Here is a 12776-nt window from a genome sequence, read left to right as displayed (position 1 = left end):
GATGCACCTTATTGACTTCGGATGTCTCTCATGTGAAAACTGTACCTTAAAAATGCAGAGAAACTGTGAAGATCGATTCATTCTTCCATTAAAAAAATGAAGATACACCACACATTTCTCTCAAAAAATCAGCTTTAAGGTCAGTGTTCAATGTTATTTAGAATTATTGTAAGGGTTGAATTAAGCTTGAGCATCAATACTTTGGCCATTCATATCTAAACTATCATCACCCATCAGATAAAGATAGGCAGGCATAATGCTGTCAGGTGTCGGTAAGACTTTTGGATCTTCCTCTGGATAGGCTTTCGCACGCATGGCTGTACGCGTACCACCTGGATTAATGCAGTTAAAACGAATGTTTGGATAGGTGTTTTCTGCCGCAAAAATTTTGCTCATGGCTTCGGTTGCCACTTTAGACACTGAATAAGCACCCCAAAGTGCACGTGCTTCACGACCTACGCTTGAACTGGTAAACACCACTGAGGCATGTTCAGATTTTTCCAGTAAAGGCAACAGGGCTTGAGTGAGGGCAAACGGTGCACGCAAATTCACTGCGAGTACATCATCCCAAACATCGACAGGATAATGTGCCAGTTCCACTCGATCACCGAGCATGCCTGCGTTATGCAAGATACCATCCAAACGACCAAATTGTTGCTCTAGCGTACTGACGAGCAACTCATAATCATGTGTTGATGCTGTTGACAGTTGTAGCGGCAAAATTGCAGGTTGTGGTGCGCCTAAGCCTTCAATTTCATCATAAATGACTTCAAGTTTATTTAAGGTGCGACCATGTAATACTACGGTTGCACCATGCAGGGCATAACTCATCGCAGCAGCACGACCAATCCCATCACCAGCGCCTGTGATCAGGATAATACGATCTTTCAATAAATCTGGACGAGGTTGATATTCTGAGTATTTCATTGTTATGCCTCCTATTCTTATCTTAAAAGTTTAATTCATCATACCCTGATTTTCTGACAATACAGTGATTTTCTGTTTGATCAGCTGATGCAGTTCAGGAATGGTTTGAATAATGGCATCGGCTTGCCAAGCTGCAAGATCATCGCGCGATTCGACAGGCAAATAACCGTAAGCAGCCAAAATGGTATACATATCGGCATGACGACCTGCGTCAATATCGCGTGGATGATCACCGACATAGATAATCTCTTTCGCATCAAGCTCGAGTTGCTTTGCAGCCAAATACATCGGTTCTGGATCAGGTTTAGTTTTGCTGACATCTTCTGGACAAACTAAGACTGCACAACGCTCAGTCAGATCCAGTTTTGCCAATAGAGACTCACTTAAACCACGAGGTTTGTTGGTGACAATGCCCCATGGAATTTGATGTGCTTCCAGTTCTTCAAGTAATGGGTACATGCCGACAAACAGGTCGGTATCGACCACAATATTCTCACCATATACATCTAAAAAACGTTGGCGATGTGCCAAAAACACGGGGTCTGTGACGTCTAATTCTGGATAAACCAGCTTCACCATGGCACGAGCACCTTCCGATACTTGAGTACGAATGGTATCCGCATCGACTACAGGTCGTTGTTCATCGCGACACATTTGTTGAATGATACGAATGAAGTCTGCGGCAGTGTCAATTAATGTGCCATCGAGATCAAATAAAACCGCTTTCATTAGGCACCTGTATTGGTGGTATGCACCATGTAATTCACTTCAACATTGGGTGCTAACCAATAGTGTTTGGTGATTGGATTATAATGTAGGCCAATCATTTCTTTCAGCGTTAAACCCGCATTGCGGATATCATGCGCCATTTCTGAAGGGCGGATGAATTTATGATAATCATGCGTGCCTTTAGGCAATAAACGCAGGATGTATTCCGCGCCAATAATCGCAAATAAATACGATTTAGGATTACGGTTAATGGTCGAGAAGAACACATGACCGCCTGGCTTCACTAAGGTTTGGCAGGCTTTCACGATTGAGGCTGGATCAGGCACGTGTTCCATCATTTCCATACAGGTCACTACATCGTATTGACCTGCTTGTTCTAGTGCCAATTGTTCAACGGGAATTTGACGATATTCAATGTTTTGTACATTGTCTTGTTCTGCGTGCAAACGCCCTACAGCAAGGGGTGCTTCGCCCATATCGATGCCAAGGACATCTGCTCCGCGACGTGCCATGCTTTCAGCCAAGATGCCACCACCACAGCCGACATCCAGTACTTTTTTGCCAGCCAAGCCACCGACACGTTCATCGACCCAATTTAGACGTAAGGGATTGATTTGATGCAGCGGGCGGAATTCTGAATGTTGATCCCACCATTTGGCAGCCAATGCTTCAAATTTTGCGATTTCTTGTGGGTCAACATTCAATTGCGACATGGTGTCACCTCTATATTAGGATGATTATTTCGGTTTAATCTGTTGGTAGTGTAGCGATTCTGGCAAAAAAAGCGATAAATCCAATAAAAAACTTCACAGAAGCAAAACGAATTGCTCGTGTTTGTTTTATATTTAGCATATAAACTTACGAAAAATGCTTAGAGGAAAAGCAAAGCCAATGAAAAAGTTAGTATTAGGTGGTTTAAGTGCAGTTGCGTTGGCATTCTCAATGAATGCGATGGCAGCAGATTTTGTGGCCGGTAAAGACTATACCGTGATTGCCAACCCAGGCAAAACTTCAGCACCTGCTGGACAACTCGAAGTACGTGAATTCTTCTGGTATGGCTGCCCGCACTGCTTCAAGCTTGAACCACATATGCAAACATGGTTAAAGCAAATTCCAAAAGATGTTTATTTCTTACGTACCCCTGCGGCGATGAATAAAGTCTGGGAACAAGGTGCACGTGGTTATTACGTTTCAGAAGCACTGGGTGTACGCAAGAAAACCCATATTCCATTGTTCCATGCGATTCATGAAGGCGGTCAGCAAATCTTTGACCAAGCCTCTCAAGCAAAATTCTTTGCGCGTTATGGTGTACCTGAGCAGAAATTTAACAGCATGTTTAACTCATTCCCAATTACCGCAAAAATTGCCGAGTCGAATAAATTGGCGCAGCAGTATCAGTTGACGGGTGTCCCTGCTGTAGTTGTGAATGGTAAATATGTGGTACAGGGTGAAGATGGTAAAGTAACCCAAGTAGTTGATTACCTATTGGAAAAAGAGCGTAAAGCCAAATAATTTACGTCGACCTGCAATAAAAAAGGACTGTAGTGACAGTCCTTTTTTTCATTTAGCTTTGGTCAATCTGAAGATCTTTTAAATCGATCTGCACTTTCTGTGTCGGTAGAGACAAAGCTTGGTTCACATAAAGATTAATCAACTTCTCACGCGAACCAATCGAGCGCTGGTAATAGCTTGAGTTTAATAATAATGCTGCACCATAGGTCAAAGACCAGATATAAGACAGGTAATCACGAATCGACATATCGTAATTCTGTGATTTTAAATATTTTTCAGTCATATCTTTCAAAGAAACAATACGCTGCTGACGAATCGCATAAAGCTCATCAAACAAATGTTTTAACTTCGACTCAGTCATGGTCAGATGCTCTTCTAGCTGATGCAGCAGAATGGTACGACTAGGTGAGGTTAGATGATAAAGCATATAACGCGGTGCGTATTCTTTGACATCGGTGTTGTATTTGTCTGAAATTTTTAAAATTTCTTTTTCATTTTGAATAATCAGTTCCAGCAACAGTTCATTCTTGCTACGGAAATGTTTATATAAGGTGCCCTTGGCAATATCCAGTTCAGCAACCAGTTCATCTAGGGTCATTTCTTGGTTGTTTTCTAATAATAGCTTTTCCGCAACCTGCAAAATTTTTTCTTTACGAATTAAGAACTGAGTATGACGATCAGGATTCATGATGCTTATAAGCTCCTCATAGTGTTCTAGACTGCGTTTGCATTAGTGTCTAATGCATCATAACGCTAAGCAATGCTTTTATATATCAAACTTTGGTTTGGATCAGGTCAAGCGTTTTGTGGTTCCCAGTTAGAAATGCCACTGAAGAGTAAACGGACTTGAGTCGCTGCATTGTCGATAAATAAGTTTTGTTGTTCGAGTAGATGATCAATTGTGAATTGTTTGGGTAAATTGATCCACGTCATTGCCCATGTAAACGACATATTAATCAAAATTGTAGACAAGACTTGCAAGTCTTTGGCTTCTTTAATGTGTTTGAAGGTTTCGAGCTTGCATAGATCAATGGCGAGATCTTCAATCAGAAACTCAATTTCACGTGCAATTGCAATGCGTACTGTTTCTGATCCACCCCAACGTTCTGCAATCATAAATTGCCACTGTTGTGGGCTATGATTCACGGCCTGCACAAACAACTCAATACTGGTACGGGTTTTGGCACTGCCACTATGTTTCAAATAACTTTGTCCTAATTGATGGATCAGGCTTTTTAAATGTAAAGAGACTTGATCAACCAATTCTTGGCCCAGTGTATCCATATCTTGGAAATGACGATAAAACGCTGTTGGGACTAAACCCACCTCGCGAGCAACTTCACGCAAACTAATACTACTAAATGAGCGCCCAGCAGTGCTGAGATGAAGTGCTGCATCCAGTAGAGCCTGCCGACTCTGTTGTTTTCGTTCATCTCTAATCGACATGAATAAGATCCCTTAAAACCGTACAACAGAGTCTAGCAAAAAAAACAGAAACTTTTTAGTCTTCGTCCATTGCTAAATGCAAGTGTTTTTGATCTTTCGTCCATTCGTGTATGCATAGGGCGAGCTTAATACATAAGATAGCTTCTTTATTTTTTCCTCGTTTTTAAAGGCTTATTAAAAAGTATAAAAATTATTCAAAAAATTAGTGAACAAGTGTTGACTCAGTGAACACAAATAAATATAGTGTACACATGTTCACTACACGAACATTTGTTCACTCAAAATAAATAGCCAGATACAAAACGAGGAACGTATGAACGCAGAGTTAAGTTATCAGCCACATTGGATTCGAGAAGATTTTGTTGATTTTATTTTGCAAAAAATAAAGCCAACCTTTGCTTGGAAACGCATTCTTGCAGAGGTGACCGCCGTACAGCCTCTCAGCTCGGATATGGTGTTATTGACTGTAAAGCCAAATCATAATTTTGATTTTAGCCAAGTCCAAGCAGGTCATAGTGTTTTGATTACCTTGATGATCAATGGGGTATATCAACAACGTAGTTACTCAATTATTGATATCACGCCACAGGGCGAAATTCGTCTTGGGATTAAAGTCCAAGGTGTAGTATCGAAAGCAGCACAACAATTGCGTGTAGGTGATCGTTTCGAGATCTCGCAGGCACAAGGTGACTTCGTCTTACATCAAGGGCAGCAACGAGCATTACTGATTGCTTCAGGTTCAGGGATTACCGCGATTTACTCTTTATTGCAGCAAGCGCTACAACAGCAGCTTGAACAGGTTCATGTGGTTTATTTTAACCGTGCAGAAGTGTTGCATCAGGACATCTTGGCCTTGGCTGAGCAATATCCACAGTTGCACTATCATTTCTTTAATACCGCAGAGCAAAAACAGCATTTAGATGCAGCATTGTTAGAGAAATTGGTCCCAAATTTTAAAGAGATGCAGGCGTATGCGTGTGGTCACCACAGCATGATGCGCCAAGCGCAAGACATTTATACACAACAGGATGCAGCTGGAAATTTTCATCAAGAGTTTTTCCAACCGATCCAGATTGAGCATTCAAGTGCAGCTCAACCGGTTAGTTTCCGTCGTGCGCAACAGAATTTTATTGCAACGACCAATCTATTAAGTAGTGCAGAACAAGCAGGTTTACGTCCACAACATGGTTGCCGTATGGGTGTATGTAACCGCTGTAGCTGTACCAAAGTCAGTGGTGTGACGCAGAACGTGATCACAGGCGAAATTGATGATCAACCGAATCGTCCAATCAAGTTATGTGTGAGCCAGGCCTTAAGCCCAGTCACGATTGACCTATAAAAACAAAGATATTTGAGGATTAGTACAATGAATATGGCATTAGAATTTAAAAACGTATCAAAGTCAGCCCATTTAACCCCTGAACAAGTCGAAGAGTTTGGTCGCCGTGTTGAGCAAATACGTCTAGATGTGATGCAAAATCTCGGTGAGCAGGATTCAAAATATATCTACAAAGTTCGTAACTTCGTACGTTATACCGAAATCGCATCACGTGGCATGTTGATGTTCGGTGGCTGGATCCCACCTGTATGGTTGTTGGGGACAGCCATGCTGGGTGTGTCTAAAATCGTCGAGAACATGGAGCTTGGACATAATGTGATGCATGGTCAGTTTGACTGGTTGAATGACCCAAGCTTGCGTGGTGAAGACTACGATTGGGACAATACCTGTTCAGGCAATGACTGGCGCTATACCCATAATTATATGCATCACACCTATACCAACATTGTTGGAAAAGACCATGATGTCGGTTATGGCATTTTACGAGTAACAGAAGATCAAAAATGGGAAGTACGTCATTTGGCCAATATTCCGTTGGCTTTACAGTTGATGTTCTTTTTCCAATGGTATGTCGGGGTACAAAACCTGCATTTGGAAGATGCGTTAGTGTATAAAACCAAAACTTGGAAGCAGGTTTGGGCGGATGCATCTGATTTTCGTAAAAAAGCGACACGTCAGGTGTTAAAGGACTATGTGTTTTTCCCTGCAATTGCAACGATTAACTTTATTCCAGTATTGGCTGGAAATGCAGTTGCAAACATCATTCGTAATTTATGGTCGTCAGCCGTGATTTTTAATGGTCACTTTACTGAAGATGCGGAAACCTTTGAAGCAGACAATACTGAGAATGAGACCAAAGCGCAGTGGTATCTGCGTCAGATTCGTGGTTCGAGCAACTTTACTGGTGGTAAATGGATGCACTTTATGAGTGGTAATTTGAGCCATCAAATTGAGCATCATTTGTTCCCAGATATGCCTGCCAATCGTTATGAGCAAGTTGCACCACAAATCAGAGCTTTATGTGCTGAATATGGCGTGAACTACAACGAAGCTAACTTTATGAAGCAGTTCTGGACGGTTTGGGTTCGTTTAGCAAGATGTTCTTTGCCAAATGATATGGCTGCACACGTGGCGCAAACTTGGACGAATTTCAAATCGAAGTTTAAGTTTGCTTAAGCGATGACTAATTCTGTGAATTGTAACGAATAAGTAAAACTGGAAGCACGTGTAATTGAGATATACTATGGCGCAATGATATTTGTGCCATAGTTTTAAGGAATCGTTATGCGTATTGACCAAAGAACATTAGACCAATTACGTGAGGTCAAAATTACCCGTAACTTTACTCGTTACGCAGAAGGCTCAGTTTTGGTTGAGTTTGGTCATACTAAAGTGTTGTGTACCGCAAGCATTGAGAACTCAGTACCTCGTTTCTTGAAAGGTCAAGGGCAAGGTTGGGTGACGGCTGAATATGGCATGTTACCGCGCTCAACGCATACTCGCAGTGATCGTGAGGCGGCACGCGGTAAACAAACGGGTCGTACGCAAGAAATCCAACGTTTAATTGGTCGTAGCTTACGTGCCATGGTGGATTTGAAGAAATTAGGTGAGAACACCATCACGATTGACTGTGATGTGATTCAAGCGGATGGCGGAACACGTACAGCAGCAATTACAGGCGCAGCAGTGGCTTTGGTTGATGCGATGAATGTATTGCTCAGCAACAAGAAAATTAAACAGGATCCATTAAAAAGTTTAGTCGCAGCAATTTCAGTCGGGATGTATCAAGACGAAGTTTTACTCGATTTATGCTACGAAGAAGATTCAAATTGCCAAACCGATTTAAACGTGGTGATGACACAAGCGGGCGAATTTATTGAAATTCAAGGAACGGCAGAAGACAAACCGTTTACGCGCCAGCAGTGCAATGCCATGTTAGAGCTTGCAGAAAAAGGAATCGCGGAATTGATTCAGAAGCAACAGCAGGCACTCGGTTGGTAAGTTCCAGTTGATAGTGCGGGCGGTCTGGTTTTTTTAGACCGCCTTTTTTTTATTCATTTTTTGTCATCGAATTGCGATCAAATCATCATCGAATTGTCATTTAGATTGTATTGACTATCTGCACTGATATTTAACGGATAGTCAAATGCGAAATTTCCTTTTAGCGTTGCTCAGCAGCAGTTGCTTGTTACTCAGTGCCTGTAACGACAGTGATGGCGATAATAATAATGCTACGCCAAATCCAAAGCCGCCAACATCCACATGCAAAATTCACTGCGCGCCATAAACAAGAACAATAAGGAAATAAACCAATGAATCGTCGTGATTTTTTATTAAATTCAACCAAAGCCTTATTTGGTACAGCAGCACTCACCAGTTTCCCAATGAGTATTCAAAAGACACTTGCGATTGATGCCAAGGTAGAAACAGGCACCATCAAAGACGTGAAACATGTGGTGATTTTGACCCAAGAAAATCGTTCTTTTGATAATTATTTTGGGACGCTAAAAGGTGTTCGAGGTTTCGGTGACCGTTTTACCATTCCTTTAAGCCAAGGTCGTAAAGTCTGGGAACAGTATGATGCCAATAAGAAAAAGGTCTATCCGTATCACTTAGACAGTAGTCGCGGTAACGCACAGCGTGTCCGTGGTACACCGCACTCATGGACTGATGGTCAATATGCTTGGGATCATGGTCGAATGGGCAGTTGGGTGCAGTATAAAGAACCGCAGTCGATGGGCTATTACAAGCAACAAGAAGTTGAATTCCAGTTTGCTTTAGCCAATGCCTTTACCCTGTGTGATGCTTATCACTGTGCGATGCATACAGGCACTAACTCAAATCGTATGTTTATCTGGACGGGCACCAATGGTCCAACAGGTGCTAATGTTGCCAGCGTGGTGAATGATCTGGATGCAATTGGCCCATCGACCACAGGTTATGACTGGACCACCTATCCCGAGCGTTTACAGCAAGCAGGCGTAAGTTGGAAAGTTTATCAAAACATGCCTGATAACTTTACTGATAATCCATTAGCAGGATTTAAAAAGTATCGTCGCGCCAATGAGTTATCAGGTAAACCAGTCAATAACAGCACCATTTGCCCAGCTTATGATCCAGCAATTGATGCCAGTCAACCTTTGTATAAAGGTATTGCCAATACCATGCCAGATGGTGGTTTCTTAGGGACATTTAAAGAAGACATTGCTAAAGGTCAATTACCGCAAGTAAGTTGGTTGGTCGCACCCGCAACCTATAGTGAGCATCCAGGACCATCAAGCCCAGTGCAGGGGGCATGGTACATCCAAGAAGTTCTCAATGCGCTGACTGAGCGTCCTGAGCTGTGGAGCCAAACCGTTTTCTTGATCAATTTTGACGAAAATGATGGTTTCTTTGACCACGTACCTTCACCAAGTGCACCTTCAATGGATGCATCAGGCATAGTATATGGCAAATCCACGCTCAGCAAAGAACAGATGTCCTATGAGTATGCGACGCATGCTAAAGCATCGAATGGGCAGCCTAATTTCACCGATCCAGAAGTCAGTAATGGCGTTGGGGTCTATGGACCGGGTATTCGTGTGCCGATGTATATCATTTCACCGTGGAGTCGTGGTGGTTGGGTCAATTCTCAAGTGTTTGATCACTCTTCCGTGATCCGATTCTTGGAGCAATGTTTTGATGTGAAAGAACCAAATATCAGTCCCTATCGTCGTGCAGTATGTGGTGATTTAAGCTCGGCATTCAATTTTAAAACACCGAATGTCTTACCTTTGCAGGACTTATCGGGCAAGAAGACCAAAGCAGAAGCCGATGCGATTCGTAAAGCACAAGAGGGGTTGGCACAGGTCAGCCGTCCTTTAAGCCAGACGTATCCTGTTCAGGAGATGGGGATTCGTCCATCGCGTGCACTACCCTATATTTTGCATACCAGTGCTAAAGTCGATGCTGTGGCTAAAACTGTGAAATTGATATTCTCAAATACGGGCACTCATGCGGCCGTCTTTCATGTCTATGACAAATTGAATTTAGAAGAAGTTCCACGCCGCTATATGGTTGAAGCAGGCAAGCAACTGGATGATGTTTGGCAAAGCAAAGACACTCAATATGATTTATGGGTACTGGGACCAAATGGTTTCCATCGCAGCTTTACGGGTAACCTAACGCACACAGCACAAATTCAAGCACTTCCAGAAGTTCGTGTCTGTATGGAAGAGTGTGATCCAAAGATTTTCTTAAAAGTCCGCAATGACGCTACACAAACAGCAAAACTAGTGGTGAAAGCCAATGCCTACTTACCCAATAAGACTTGGCAAATTGAAACTGCTGCAACTGAAAAAGAACTGAGCTGGGACATGACTGAATTTGGTGGTTGGTACGATTTTACCGTTACGATTGAAAATGATCCAAGCTATAGCCGTCGCTTTGCTGGACGTATTGAAACCAATGAGGACTCAATTTCTGATCCTTATATGGGCTTTTCGGGTAGCTAAAACTTTTAAATGCTAACGCTAAATCAGCAGTCTAAGTAAATCTTAGGCTGCTTTTTATGGGTTGAAAATTATCGTAGTAAAAACCAGTAGATACATAGAAATATCAATATGAGCAGCGTGATAAAACCGACGACAAATACTTCAGTGCTGTCAAAATCTACCGGCTGTCCAAGGCGATAGCAACGTACAACTCCATAACCAATGCTACGGATCAAGCCTTCAAAAATAATTTCAAAGATCAGGTCAATGAATAGAAAACGGAACAGCTTAAACAGTAAATGAAATACGGCTTCGAATACGGTATCCATATTTATTATTTTAATAAATTGAGCTGCTTAGCATTTTAAGCTTACATAGATTGAAATGAAAGTAGACACAAACACATCATCGTCAACAATAGCTCACTGAGCATTTACATGCCTATAACACAGCCCACCGATTTGGCTCATGTTGCTTTGATAGATTGGATACAAATTAAAAGTAAGAACTTTTAGGGGAGAACGATGTTACAAGTATTTCTGGTTTTGCTCACCGCAGTGACTTTTGTCTTAATGGCGGCTGACCCTCGTCCAACTGATTCGACCGAAGCCGAATCAGCGTGGCAAGTTGAAACAACACAATTGAATGGTGTAGAGGCTCTAGTAGAACAAAAGCCCGTGAAGCAAGAAAAAGACTTTGATCAGGCTTAAGCGTTAAAACGCATGGATAAATCAACTGCGCGTACGTCTTTGGTCAATACGCCCATTGAAATATAATCCACGCCAGTGCTTGCGACTTCACGTAAATTTTCAATGGTGATATTGCCAGAAGCCTCTAATTTACAACGGCCAGCCACATGTTTGACCGCATCAATCATTTGTTGCTGACTAAAGTTATCCAACATGACAATATCAGCACCTGCTTCAAGTGCTTGATTGAGCTCATCCCATGTCTCAACTTCAACCTCTACAGGTTTACCGGGTGCAATGGTGTGCGCCTTGGCAATTGCTTGGGTAATTCCACCCGCTGCCATAATGTGATTTTCTTTAATCAAAAATGCATCAAATAAACCTAAACGATGATTTTGACCACCGCCGACAGCAACCGCGTATTTTTGTGCAATACGAAGACCTGGCAAAGTTTTACGGGTATCGAGTAGTTTAGTGTGTAAACCATCAAGCTGTTGGACATAGCTAGCCGTTTTGGTTGCTACGGCTGAGAGGGTTTGCACAAAGTTTAAAGCAGGGCGCTCTACGGTGAGTAAACTACGTGCAGAACCCGCAAGTTTTAAGAATGCTTCATTTGCCGCAACATGTTCGCCTTCTTGCTTGAGCCATGTGATTTGAACCGTGCCGTCATAGGCTTGAATTAACGCATTGACCCAAGGTTGACCCGCCAACACCATATCTTCACGTGTAATAATGGTTGCAGTGGCTTGTTCATCTTCAGGTGTGAGCATGGCGGTAATATCGCCGTCCCCAATATCTTCTTGTAATGCTTGTTGAATATTGATTTGAATAGATTGTTCAAGCAAAGATTGAGGGATACTCATACCATTTCCAGTATATTTTTGACTAAAAAACTTGTGCGTTATATTAGCACTCTACTCATAAAAAATAAGTATTTCATCTCGATTATTCGTGATAAAGCATGTCAGAATGGGCAAGATAAATATTAAATTGCTGATTCGAGTCACCATGCAACAATCTAGATTTACTCAAGTTCAAGATGGGATATTGGCAGGCGCAACACAAATTTCATCGCCTAATTTTAATGTCCGACCTACAGATACCGATATTCAACTAATTGTTATTCATAATATTAGTTTGCCTCCTTCACAGTTTGGTGGTGGCTATATTCAACAATTCTTTCAGAATCAGCTGGATTGGTCATTACACCCTTATTTCCAAACTATTGAGGGGATGAAAGTTTCAGCGCACCTATTGATTTTGCGTACAGGTGAAGTGATTCAGTTTGTGAATTTTAATGACCGTTCGTGGCACGCAGGCCGTTCTAGCTATTTGGCATTGAAAGAATGCAATGATTATTCGATAGGGATAGAGCTGGAAGGAAGTGATGATCTCCCTTTCGAATCTGAGCAATATCAGGCATTGGTTGAGGTTGTGAATACTTTACGCCAAGCATATCCAAAAATTCAAAATCATATTGCAGGTCATTCCGACATTGCGCCAAAACGAAAAACCGATCCTGGCTTATATTTTGATTGGCAATTGTTTCGGAACTTATTGTCCCAACAAAAATTCGCCCAAAAAACATTGTCGGATTTATAATTTCACAACGAAATCTATTCGGACTTTCATTACAATAACGCTTTTTAAAATATAAGCCGT

Annotated in this window: 14 protein-coding genes; 7 read left to right on the top strand and 7 right to left on the bottom strand. The window is 41.9% G+C overall.

The features are described from left to right. Nucleotides 1-180: 180 nt before the first annotated feature. The 3 genes from NDN11_RS17835 to ubiG are packed head-to-tail and all read right to left on the bottom strand — an operon-like array spanning nt 181 to nt 2369. Entirely contained in the window at nt 181-927 is a 747-nt protein-coding gene (locus tag NDN11_RS17835; RefSeq protein WP_004656765.1) for a YciK family oxidoreductase, read from the bottom strand. A gap of 30 nt (nt 928-957) precedes the next feature. Next, entirely contained in the window at nt 958-1656 is a 699-nt protein-coding gene (locus NDN11_RS17830; RefSeq protein ID WP_251110374.1) for an HAD family hydrolase, read from the bottom strand. Then, entirely contained in the window at nt 1656-2369 is a 714-nt protein-coding gene (ubiG, locus tag NDN11_RS17825; protein WP_167251085.1) for a bifunctional 2-polyprenyl-6-hydroxyphenol methylase/3-demethylubiquinol 3-O-methyltransferase UbiG, read from the bottom strand. Before ubiG ends, NDN11_RS17830 begins: the two co-directional genes overlap by 1 nt. A 178-nt stretch (nt 2370-2547) precedes the next feature. On the opposite strand from ubiG, the gene NDN11_RS17820 reads away from it, so the two are divergent. Continuing rightward, nucleotides 2548-3168 carry a thiol:disulfide interchange protein DsbA/DsbL gene (locus NDN11_RS17820; RefSeq protein WP_005186400.1) on the top strand — a complete coding sequence of 207 codons (621 nt, stop codon included), beginning with the start codon at nt 2548-2550 and terminating at the stop codon, nt 3166-3168. 52 nt (nt 3169-3220) lie between these two features. Here NDN11_RS17820 and NDN11_RS17815 read toward each other — a convergent pair whose 3' ends face one another. Both NDN11_RS17815 and NDN11_RS17810 read right to left on the bottom strand, forming a co-directional pair. Further along, complete coding sequence (locus NDN11_RS17815; protein WP_167251083.1) at nt 3221-3856, bottom strand: TetR/AcrR family transcriptional regulator; 636 nt, start codon at nt 3854-3856, stop codon at nt 3221-3223. Nucleotides 3857-3963: 107 nt separating this feature from the next. After that, entirely contained in the window at nt 3964-4614 is a 651-nt protein-coding gene (locus NDN11_RS17810; protein ID WP_004801762.1) for a TetR family transcriptional regulator, read from the bottom strand. Nucleotides 4615-4927: 313 nt separating this feature from the next. Here NDN11_RS17810 and NDN11_RS17805 point away from each other — a divergent pair, with 313 nt between their 5' ends. The 4 genes from NDN11_RS17805 (at nt 4928) to NDN11_RS17790 (ending at nt 10446) form a co-directional block, all read left to right on the top strand. Then, nucleotides 4928-5953: a flavin reductase family protein gene (locus NDN11_RS17805; protein WP_251110373.1), complete on the top strand. Its 1026-nt coding sequence runs from the start codon at nt 4928-4930 to the stop codon at nt 5951-5953. 33 nt (nt 5954-5986) lie between these two features. Next, nucleotides 5987-7129: a fatty acid desaturase family protein gene (locus NDN11_RS17800; protein ID WP_251111570.1), complete on the top strand. Its 1143-nt coding sequence runs from the start codon at nt 5987-5989 to the stop codon at nt 7127-7129. Nucleotides 7130-7237: 108 nt separating this feature from the next. Continuing rightward, nucleotides 7238-7954, top strand: coding sequence for a ribonuclease PH (rph, locus tag NDN11_RS17795; RefSeq protein ID WP_004801766.1), 717 nt, complete (start codon nt 7238-7240; stop codon nt 7952-7954). A gap of 311 nt (nt 7955-8265) precedes the next feature. Next, complete coding sequence (locus tag NDN11_RS17790) at nt 8266-10446, top strand: phosphocholine-specific phospholipase C (protein ID WP_251110372.1); 2181 nt, start codon at nt 8266-8268, stop codon at nt 10444-10446. Nucleotides 10447-10514: 68 nt separating this feature from the next. Here the strand turns inward: NDN11_RS17790 and NDN11_RS17785 are convergent, their stop codons facing one another. Beyond that, entirely contained in the window at nt 10515-10754 is a 240-nt protein-coding gene (locus NDN11_RS17785; RefSeq protein ID WP_167251075.1) for a hypothetical protein, read from the bottom strand. A 195-nt stretch (nt 10755-10949) separates the two neighbouring features. Between NDN11_RS17785 and NDN11_RS17780 the strand changes: the two genes are divergently transcribed. After that, nucleotides 10950-11135: an ABZJ_00068 family colistin stress protein gene (locus NDN11_RS17780; RefSeq protein WP_251110371.1), complete on the top strand. Its 186-nt coding sequence runs from the start codon at nt 10950-10952 to the stop codon at nt 11133-11135. Here the strand turns inward: NDN11_RS17780 and nadC are convergent. Continuing rightward, nucleotides 11132-11977, bottom strand: a complete 846-nt coding sequence (gene nadC, locus NDN11_RS17775; RefSeq protein WP_167251071.1) for a carboxylating nicotinate-nucleotide diphosphorylase — start codon at nt 11975-11977, stop codon at nt 11132-11134. The genes NDN11_RS17780 and nadC overlap by 4 nt on opposite strands. 145 nt (nt 11978-12122) lie before the next feature. On the opposite strand from nadC, the gene ampD reads away from it, so the two are divergent. After that, nucleotides 12123-12716 carry a 1,6-anhydro-N-acetylmuramyl-L-alanine amidase AmpD gene (gene ampD, locus NDN11_RS17770; RefSeq protein WP_167251128.1) on the top strand — a complete coding sequence of 198 codons (594 nt, stop codon included), beginning with the start codon at nt 12123-12125 and terminating at the stop codon, nt 12714-12716. The last annotated feature ends 60 nt before the right edge of the window (nt 12717-12776 follow it).

Source organism: Acinetobacter sp. C26M (assembly GCF_023702675.1).
Classification (GTDB): domain Bacteria; phylum Pseudomonadota; class Gammaproteobacteria; order Pseudomonadales; family Moraxellaceae; genus Acinetobacter.
This window is presented reverse-complemented; position numbering and strand designations above follow the sequence as displayed.

Coding starts and splice junctions, on each gene's coding strand:
- NDN11_RS17835 (WP_004656765.1), bottom strand. CDS start 927: ATGAAATACTCAGAATATCAACCTCGTCCAGATTTATTGAAAGATCGT.
- NDN11_RS17830 (WP_251110374.1), bottom strand. CDS start 1,656: ATGAAAGCGGTTTTATTTGATCTCGATGGCACATTAATTGACACTGCC.
- ubiG (WP_167251085.1), bottom strand. CDS start 2,369: ATGTCGCAATTGAATGTTGACCCACAAGAAATCGCAAAATTTGAAGCA.
- NDN11_RS17820 (WP_005186400.1), top strand. CDS start 2,548: ATGAAAAAGTTAGTATTAGGTGGTTTAAGTGCAGTTGCGTTGGCATTC.
- NDN11_RS17815 (WP_167251083.1), bottom strand. CDS start 3,856: ATGAATCCTGATCGTCATACTCAGTTCTTAATTCGTAAAGAAAAAATT.
- NDN11_RS17810 (WP_004801762.1), bottom strand. CDS start 4,614: ATGTCGATTAGAGATGAACGAAAACAACAGAGTCGGCAGGCTCTACTG.
- NDN11_RS17805 (WP_251110373.1), top strand. CDS start 4,928: ATGAACGCAGAGTTAAGTTATCAGCCACATTGGATTCGAGAAGATTTT.
- NDN11_RS17800 (WP_251111570.1), top strand. CDS start 5,987: ATGGCATTAGAATTTAAAAACGTATCAAAGTCAGCCCATTTAACCCCT.
- rph (WP_004801766.1), top strand. CDS start 7,238: ATGCGTATTGACCAAAGAACATTAGACCAATTACGTGAGGTCAAAATT.
- NDN11_RS17790 (WP_251110372.1), top strand. CDS start 8,266: ATGAATCGTCGTGATTTTTTATTAAATTCAACCAAAGCCTTATTTGGT.
- NDN11_RS17785 (WP_167251075.1), bottom strand. CDS start 10,754: ATGGATACCGTATTCGAAGCCGTATTTCATTTACTGTTTAAGCTGTTC.
- NDN11_RS17780 (WP_251110371.1), top strand. CDS start 10,950: ATGTTACAAGTATTTCTGGTTTTGCTCACCGCAGTGACTTTTGTCTTA.
- nadC (WP_167251071.1), bottom strand. CDS start 11,977: ATGAGTATCCCTCAATCTTTGCTTGAACAATCTATTCAAATCAATATT.
- ampD (WP_167251128.1), top strand. CDS start 12,123: ATGCAACAATCTAGATTTACTCAAGTTCAAGATGGGATATTGGCAGGC.